This window comes from Pseudomonas agarici, from assembly GCF_900109755.1.
GTDB classification, from domain to species: Bacteria; Pseudomonadota; Gammaproteobacteria; order Pseudomonadales; family Pseudomonadaceae; genus Aquipseudomonas; species Aquipseudomonas agarici.
In genome coordinates, this window is sequence record NZ_FOAR01000012.1 from 156,135 (window position 1) to 164,231 (window position 8,097).

Below are 8,097 nucleotides of genomic sequence, written 5' to 3' on the forward strand. Positions count from 1 at the left end.
AGCCGGGGGCGTTTTTTATCACCGATGCAAACTCAGCGATTGCGCGTCAACAGCGCCGGTTTTTCGCCACGCGGGCGGTTCGGCAACTGATCCAACTGCTCAGGCGTCAGGGAGCGATCGATCTTCGATTCCTTGTGCATGATCTTCGGCTGGTTATCGCGTGGGCCTTTGACGGCGGGCTCATGGCGCATTGGCAGGTCATCGCGCGCTGGACGCCGACTGCGTGGCTCTTCACGCCGTGCCTGACCGTCCCGTGGCGCACCGTTGCGTGGGTTGCCGCGCTTGGCCGGCGCAGTACCGGTGCTCGCGCCGCCGCCGTTACGCGGGGCGTTCTGGCGACCCTGGGAAGCACCGCCACCACGTGCCGGGGTAGCTGGCCCCGGAGCGCCCGGACGGCGACCACGACCCTGGTTCTTCGGCGCCTGCGGCACGTAGTCGACGCGGTTGCCGAAGTTGTCGATATCGTCGTCGAGAAATTCGTCCGGAGCACGATCCGCCGCTGCGCGAGGTACCGGACGTTGCTGTTCGCGAGGCGAGTTGTCACGGGTTTTCTGCTCGCGGGCCGGACGCTCACCGCGACCGCTGGCCGCTGGTTTTTCCTTGCCACCCTTGTCCTTGCCCTTGTCTTTACGACCACCACCACCGCCGCCGCCATTCGGGCCGTCGCCGCGTGGGCCACGTGGATTGCGTGGGTTACGTACATCCGGACGCTCGCGCACTTCCGGTTTCTCCGCTTCCACGGCACTGGCGTCAAAGCCCATCAGGTCGCCGTCGGCGATTTTCTGCTTGGTCATGCGCTCGATGCTCTTCAGCAGTTTTTCTTCGTCCGGGGCAACCAGAGAAATCGCTTCGCCCGAACGACCGGCACGACCGGTCCGACCGATACGGTGGACATAGTCTTCATCGACGTTCGGCAGTTCGAAGTTGACCACATGGGGCAACTGATCGATATCCAGGCCACGGGCGGCGATATCGGTGGCGACCAGGATCCGCACGTCGCCGGCCTTGAAGTCGGCCAGGGCCTTGGTGCGGGCGTTCTGGCTCTTGTTGCCGTGAATGGCGACGGCGCTCAGGCCGTGCTTGTCCAGGTACTCGGCCAGGCGGTTGGCGCCGTGCTTGGTGCGGGTGAACACCAGGACCTGTTCCCAGGCGCCGGCGGTGATCAGGTGCGCCAGCAGCGAACGTTTGTGGCTGGCCGCCAGGCGAAACACGCGCTGTTCGATGCGCTCTACCGTGGTGTTCGGCGGCGTGACTTCGATGCGTTCCGGGTTGTGCAGCAGCTTGCCGGCGAGGTCGGTGATGTCTTTGGAGAAGGTCGCCGAGAACAATAGGTTCTGTCGTTTGGCCGGCAGCCGTGCGAGAACTTTCTTCACGTCATGGACAAACCCCATGTCGAGCATGCGGTCGGCTTCGTCCAGCACGAGGATTTCGACGTGAGACAGGTCGACGCTGCCTTGGCCGCACAGATCAAGCAAACGACCCGGGCAGGCCACCAGTACGTCGACACCTCGGGACATGGCCTGGACCTGCGGATTCATGCCGACACCGCCGAAGATACAGGCGCTGACGAACTTCAGGTCGCGAGCATAGACCTTGAAACTCTCGTGCACCTGGGCGGCCAGTTCGCGGGTCGGGGTCAGGACCAGCACACGGGGTTGACGTGGGCCATGGCGCTGGGACTTGTCCGGGTGACCGTTGGGGAACAACCGCTCCAAAATCGGGAGGGCGAAGCCGCCGGTTTTACCCGTACCTGTCTGTGCCGCGACCATCAGGTCGCGACCTTGCAACACGGCGGGAATGGCCCGCTGTTGCACCGGAGTAGGCTCGGTATAGCCGGCTGCCTCGATGGCGCTGACTAAAGCCTCGGAGAGACCGAGGGAAGCAAAGGACATGAGTAATCCTGTTCAGTTAGGGCAAAGCCCGATGGGAATCTTGCCTGGCGCGAATGGCGTCTGGGGGCTGGACGAGCACGGCCGGCGTACAACACGGCGATTTTTCGTTCAGTCCTGAAGGACGCTATCCCGTCCGGTCCTGCTTGAACTTGAGGCTCTACGCACGGTGCGCGCGGGCCGTTGGGCGGCGCTGGTCATCGTGTCGGAATACCTGATGCAAGGTCGAGCGTCCGGGCGTGAGCCTGGCGGGAACGCCGGAGTATAACAGAGCAATCGGCGTGTGCTGCTTTCCTGCTGCTCAGCGGTTCACTGCTTTTTGCTTTCCTGGGGCATCGAGTGATTTTGCGGTCGATGCGGCTCCGGCATAGCGGGCGGTGAGCTCGGCGTAGGCCGGCTCGCGCTTGAAGCGCTTGAGTTCGGCATCGAAACGCTGCGCCAGTAGATCCATACCGGCGTTTCGACGCAGGGCCAGGTACTGGCCACCCTGGCGAATCACCGCCGGGTACTGGGCAATCCGTTCTCGCAGATGAAACTTTTCAAGCATGCGCTGGCCGACCCGGCGGTCGGTGATCAGCAAGTCGATGCGTCCCAAGTCCAGCTTGCCGAAGTTGGCTTCATGGGTGGGCGCGGCTTCGCGTCTGAACTGGGTCGAGTGGCTGAATGGCGTGCCATAGAAGTAACCGGGAGAGGTGCCGATGGTCAGCCCCTTGAGATCATCGAGGGTGTTGAAAGGGTGCGGGCGGGCCTTGGCGTAGAAGAGCACGAACTCCACTTTTGAGAGGGGCTCATCGGGATACAACAGCGTCGCCTCGCGTTCATTGTTGTGAAGGATATCCAGGGCGCCATCGGCCTGGCCCTGTTCGAGCATCGCCAGGCAGCGCTTCCATGGCAGGAATTGCCATTCCACTTCAACGCCCAGGCGTTGGAGGACGATGGCCGTGGTTTCGTAATCGAGCCCCAGTCTCCGACCGTTCTCTTCGTAGACATAGGGCGCCCAGGGTTCGGTGACAATACGCAGTTTTTCACCTCGAGCCGCAAAGCTCAGGCAGGCGAAAAGAACGGTTGTCAGAAGCTGGGCAATGATGGGCATTACCAAAGACTACGATGGAAAGGCTTGGGATAGAAGCTTTGAAGCTCTATTTATCGGGCAACCGCAGCAGGTGTTGGCAAATAGTTTGACGACGATTACCCAAGAGCAGGTGCACGGTGGTTCGATCAAACCACTGAGTCAGTTCTTCATCGGACAACGTCTTGCCCAGACGCTCTTCCAGGCTCTGTCGCGCTTTCTCCCACCAGACCGTGCCGCACGCCTGATCGAACTCGTTGGCGTGCTCATGGCAACCATAAAGGATTTCCCGGAAGAACTGACGCTGGTGTTTCGGCAAGATCCGGGTGGTTAGTTTGTTCAATAGCCTTCTTCCCCGGGGCGGACGTGGCAGGCGGTCTGTCACCTTACGGGTGTCGGCAAGGGCTTGATCGCTGACCGGGTTGCCGGCGTGCTTGTGTATCCAGGCCTTTACCTTGGCTCTGAACAATTGTTTGCGACCCCAATAGTGATGGATCAGGTCCGGGCACTCCTTGACGTTGACAGTGCGATAGGCCGCCACGGACAAGCAGAACTCTTCCAGAGTGTATGCGCCTTGGGCGAAGGGAAAGAGTTCATCCATCAGCGCTATCGAGCGGTCCAGGACGCCCACGTCTTGCCGGGTCAAGCCGATGACTCCGGAATTGAGCGTCATCATCTGGTCATCGGCTAGGTTCCTGCTCCTGAGGCGCTCGGAGAGCGCCGTGTACAGGGGCAATTTCTTGTTTGCTCCATAGGTGGTGTAAAAAGCGTTGCACAGGAGGGTGCCGGGCTCCACGCGTCGGAACAGCTCAATGGGTGAGCGTCGGAAGAAGGTATCCGTGTCGATCAGCAATGCCTGCTCGCATTCTGCGAGCACGGCGCGCAGCGCGACATGTTTAGTGCGAAAGTGATAGCCGTGGGGTTCGCACCAGCGTTTGCGCGTGACCTCTGCCAGGGCGTCGATCCGCACTGGCAGGTGCCGATAGGGCTCGGGGTTGTCGCTGAACACCCTGATATCGACTTCGGCCTCTGGGGTTTCCCGCAGGCACGCCAATGCACTGGCGATGCTGAAGACGGCTTCTTGATGGTAAGTCTCAGCCCCGAATACCAGATAAACCAGTTGCGGGCGGGTGGTGAGGATGGCGGTGGTCATGGCAACAAATTTCCGTGAACTGCAAGGCTGTGCATGCCCTCGGCGGCGCGAGGGCAGCTTTCTAGCGTGGCAGTCTCAGGTTGTTCCAGATTGCCAGGCTCGGTTCGGCTTGGTTCAGAGTATAGAAATGTAACCCTGGGGCACCGCCTTGCAACAAACGCTCACACATTTCACTGATCACTTGCTCGCCAAATGTCTGGATGCTCTGGCTGTCATCGCCGTAAGCCTCCAGTTGCTTGCGGATCCAGCGCGGAATTTGCGCGCCGCAGGCATCGGAGAAACGCGCCAGCTTGCTGTAGTTGGTGATCGGCATGATACCTGGCACGATCGGAATATTGACGCCCGCCGCCCGTACCCGGTCGACGAAGTAGAAATAGCTGTCGGCGTTGAAGAAGTACTGGGTGATCGCGCTGTCGGCGCCGGCATTGACCTTGTGCACGAAGTGTTGGATATCGTCTTCGAAATTACGCGCCTGCGGGTGCATTTCCGGGTAAGCGGCAACTTCGATATGGAAATGGCTGCCAGTCTCTTCGCGGATAAAACTGACCAGGTCGTTGGCGTGGCGCAGTTCACCGCTGGCCATGCCCATCCCGGACGGCAGGTCGCCGCGCAAGGCGACAATACGATTGATACCGGCGGCCTTGTACCGGGTCAGCAGGTCGCGCAGGTCGTCCTTGCTGTCGCCGACGCAGGACAAGTGCGGTGCGGCGGGAATCTTTACTTCGCTCTCGAGTTGCAGCACGGTGTTGATCGTGCGGTCGCGGGTCGAGCCACCGGCACCGTAGGTGCAGGAAAAGAAGTCGGGGTCGTGACTGGCCAACTGACGGGCAGTGGCCAGCAGTTTTTCATGCCCAGCATCGGTCTTGGTGGGGAAGAACTCGAAGCTGTAGCGACGATCTTGGGACATGGTAATACCCTTGTGAACTCATAAGCCTGTAAGGCTGGCGCATCCCAGGTGGGAGCGGGCCTGCCCGCCCGTCAGCACGGCCTGCATCGGTGTCGACCGTTATTGGGTTATCGCGGGCAAGCCTGCCCTCACGGGGAGAGCAGGCAATCCGGCCGATCAGTAGCGATAGGCGTGCGGCTTGAACGGACCTTCGACCGCCACGCCGATGTAGTCGGCCTGGGTTTTGGTCAGTTGGGTGACCACGCCGCCAAAGCCGCGTACCATTTCCAGGGCCACCTCTTCGTCGAGTTTCTTCGGCAGCACTTCAACGGTCAGGCGCTCGGTTTTCTGGGCGGGCGACAGGCTGGCGAACTTCTGGCCGAACAGGAAGATTTGGGCGAGCACCTGGTTGGCGAACGAACCGTCCATGATACGACTTGGATGGCCGGTAGCGTTGCCCAGGTTCACCAGGCGGCCTTCGGCCAGCAGGATCAGGTAGTCATCGTTCTGTGGGTCGAAATCGCCGTGGCCGGTGCGGTGGATCTTGTGTACCTGTGGCTTGACCTCTTCCCATGCCCAGTTCTTGCGCATGAAAGCGGTGTCGATTTCGTTGTCGAAGTGACCGATGTTACAGACCACGGCACGTTTCTTCAGGGCCTTGAGCATGTTCGCGTCGCAGACGTTGACGTTGCCGGTCGTCGTCACGATCAGATCGATTTTGCCCAGCAGGGCCTTGTCGATGCTGGCTTCGCTACCGTTGTTGATCCCGTCGATGAACGGCGAAACCAGTTCGAAACCGTCCATGCAGGCCTGCATGGCACAGATCGGGTCGACTTCGGAAACCTTGACGATCATGCCTTCCTGGCGCAGGGACTGGGCCGAACCCTTGCCCACGTCACCATAGCCGATGACCAGCGCTTGCTTGCCGGAAAGCAGGTGGTCGGTGCCACGCTTGATGGCATCGTTGAGGCTGTGACGGCAGCCATATTTGTTGTCGTTTTTGCTCTTGGTTACTGAGTCGTTGACGTTGATGGCCGGGATCTTCAGCTCGCCCTTGGCCAGCATGTCCAGCAGGCGATGGACGCCGGTGGTGGTTTCTTCGGTGACGCCGTGGACTTTTTCCAGGACAGCCGGGTATTTCTTGTGCAGCAACTCGGTCAAGTCACCGCCATCGTCGAGAATCATGTTGGCATCCCAAGGCGTGCCGTCCTTCAGGATGGTTTGCTCCAGGCACCACTCGTACTCTTGCTCGGTTTCGCCTTTCCAGGCAAATACAGGGATACCGGCAGCCGCGATGGCGGCAGCGGCCTGATCCTGGGTCGAAAAAATGTTGCAGGACGACCAGCGAACTTCGGCGCCCAGGGCAACCAGGGTTTCGATCAGCACGGCGGTCTGGATGGTCATATGGATGCAACCGAGGATCTTCGCGCCCTTGAGCGGTTGCTCGGCCAGGTACTTGCGGCGCAGGCCCATCAGGGCAGGCATTTCCGATTCGGCGATGATGGTTTCGCGACGGCCCCAGGCTGCCAGGGACATATCGGCGACTTTGTAGTCAGTGAAATCTGCAGGCGTGTTGACAGCGCTCATAGAGAGCCTCCATTCGTAGTGTGCGAATGGGCGCCGTTGTGCGTTTAGTCTCCGGAGCAACTGATACGACCGGAGAACGCCCCATCCGAGCCTGACAGGTTGAGCCTGCTGCAGCGCCCCTCGGACAGGTGGCGGGAAAACGGTATCAAGAGCGGATGACCGTTTTGAATCGGCGCCGATTATAGCGGCCCGCGGCTGACTTCCCAAGAGTTTCTGTCGCTTCGATGAAGATTATTCAAGGTGATCGTAGCGGCGCTCATGGCGTTTGATCGTGTGGTCTGCCGTGCTCGGTGGTGTGATGCCGGAGTGGCTTCGGCCTTGCATCGACACACAATCGTAAGGGCGAAGGGCTGTCAAACAGCCTCCTGGCCTGCGCGGTATTTTTCGGTGGATGATCGTGAGTGGTTGGAGTCGTCGGGCAAGCGTTCTAACATGAAGGTTCAGGCTTGCCGGATAGTTTCATCCGGTGACAGCACGGTCAGGAGAGCGCATGAATTTCCACACCCGCAAATGGGTCAAACCCGAAGACCTCAACCCCAACGGCACCCTGTTCGGCGGTAGCCTGCTGCGCTGGATCGACGAGGAGGCGGCAATCTACGCGATTGTCCAGTTAGGCAACCAGCGCGTGGTGACCAAGTACGTCTCCGAGATCAACTTCGTCAGCGCCTCGCGGCAGGGCGATATCATCGAACTGGGTATCACCGCCACCGAATTCGGTCGCACGTCGATCACCCTGACCTGTGAAGTGCGCAACAAGATCACCCGCAAAAGCATCCTGACCGTGGAAAAGATCGTCTTCGTCAATCTCGGCGAAGACGGCTTGCCGACGCCTCACGGACGGACCGAGATCAAGTATGTGAAAGACCAGTTCAAGGAAGACGAGACCGACGAAAGCTGATCGCCGCCCGCACTGAACATTCCTGGCCCCCCAAGTGCGGTAATAACCGTGCCTTGGGTTCCAGGAGCGGCAGGTGCGTTATTGGCCCACTGCAGTACCTGCGGCTCGCTAAGAGGGTGTAGGCAAAATAAACTAAGTGAATTGTGCCTTCGCAGGAACAGCCTTGAAATCATGCATCGAAGCGGACGACCGTGCGCGATTGCCACGGAGCAGCGCCTGCGAGCAGGGTTGGCCGCTGACGCAGGTCGGTGCGGGGGAATCGACCTTGAGGAATGCGGGAGAGCCGGGCATGGGTTTGCCAGTCGCCGGTTCAAGCAGCTTGGCCTTGGCTAACTGCTGAATCAGCGCTTCGTGGGGCTTTTGGGGCCGGACATTGGCCAGACGGGCCTCCAGCCATTGCAGCTTGCCGTCCCAGGCCGGTAGTTTGGCCGGTGGCAAAGGGAGAATCTCGTTGATCTCGGGGACGCTGGGATTGGCGTAGGAGTATCTTGCAAGCACACGCCAGATTATTTTATAGCGCTCGGCGCGCTCAAGGTCTTCTTGTTGGCCGAGGTAGTTCAGTTTATCGGTGACGGGAGGACCACGAAAACCATCTTCCAACCAGCCAGCAGCGTT

The 8,097-nt window shown here is 60.2% G+C and carries 7 protein-coding genes and 1 riboswitch; of the genes, 1 reads left to right on the forward strand and 6 read right to left on the reverse strand.

Annotated features, from left to right (window positions below; translation table 11 throughout):
• Window positions 1-32: 32 nt before the first annotated feature.
• The 5 genes from rhlE2 to ahcY form a co-directional block, all read right to left on the reverse strand.
• The gene (rhlE2, locus tag BMX68_RS13500) at window positions 33-1,892 is read right to left on the reverse strand and encodes an RNA helicase RhlE2 (protein ID WP_017130445.1); all 1,860 of its coding nucleotides are present in this window, start codon (window positions 1,890-1,892) and stop codon (window positions 33-35) included.
• A 298-nt stretch (window positions 1,893-2,190) separates the two neighbouring features.
• Complete coding sequence (locus BMX68_RS13505; RefSeq protein ID WP_017130444.1) at window positions 2,191-2,982, reverse strand: substrate-binding periplasmic protein; 792 nt, start codon at window positions 2,980-2,982, stop codon at window positions 2,191-2,193.
• A 46-nt stretch (window positions 2,983-3,028) separates the two neighbouring features.
• Window positions 3,029-4,111, reverse strand: coding sequence for a hypothetical protein (locus tag BMX68_RS13510; RefSeq protein ID WP_017130443.1), 1,083 nt, complete (start codon window positions 4,109-4,111; stop codon window positions 3,029-3,031).
• 61 nt (window positions 4,112-4,172) lie between these two features.
• Window positions 4,173-5,018 (reverse strand): methylenetetrahydrofolate reductase [NAD(P)H], encoded by an 846-nt coding sequence (metF, locus tag BMX68_RS13515; protein ID WP_017130442.1) that lies wholly within the window; start codon window positions 5,016-5,018, stop codon window positions 4,173-4,175.
• 156 nt (window positions 5,019-5,174) lie between these two features.
• A complete protein-coding gene (gene ahcY, locus BMX68_RS13520) occupies window positions 5,175-6,584 on the reverse strand; it encodes an adenosylhomocysteinase (RefSeq protein WP_074862268.1) in 1,410 nt (469 codons plus the stop codon).
• 21 nt (window positions 6,585-6,605) lie between these two features.
• Window positions 6,606-6,712: riboswitch (S-adenosyl-L-homocysteine riboswitch) on the reverse strand.
• A 362-nt stretch (window positions 6,713-7,074) separates the two neighbouring features.
• On the opposite strand from ahcY, the gene BMX68_RS13525 reads away from it, so the two are divergent.
• A complete protein-coding gene (locus tag BMX68_RS13525; RefSeq protein ID WP_017130441.1) occupies window positions 7,075-7,482 on the forward strand; it encodes an acyl-CoA thioesterase in 408 nt (135 codons plus the stop codon).
• 132 nt (window positions 7,483-7,614) lie between these two features.
• On the opposite strand, the gene BMX68_RS13530 is transcribed toward BMX68_RS13525, so the two are convergent.
• A partial coding sequence (locus BMX68_RS13530; RefSeq protein WP_256218789.1) for a DUF6396 domain-containing protein occupies window positions 7,615-8,097 on the reverse strand: 483 nt, incomplete at its 5' end.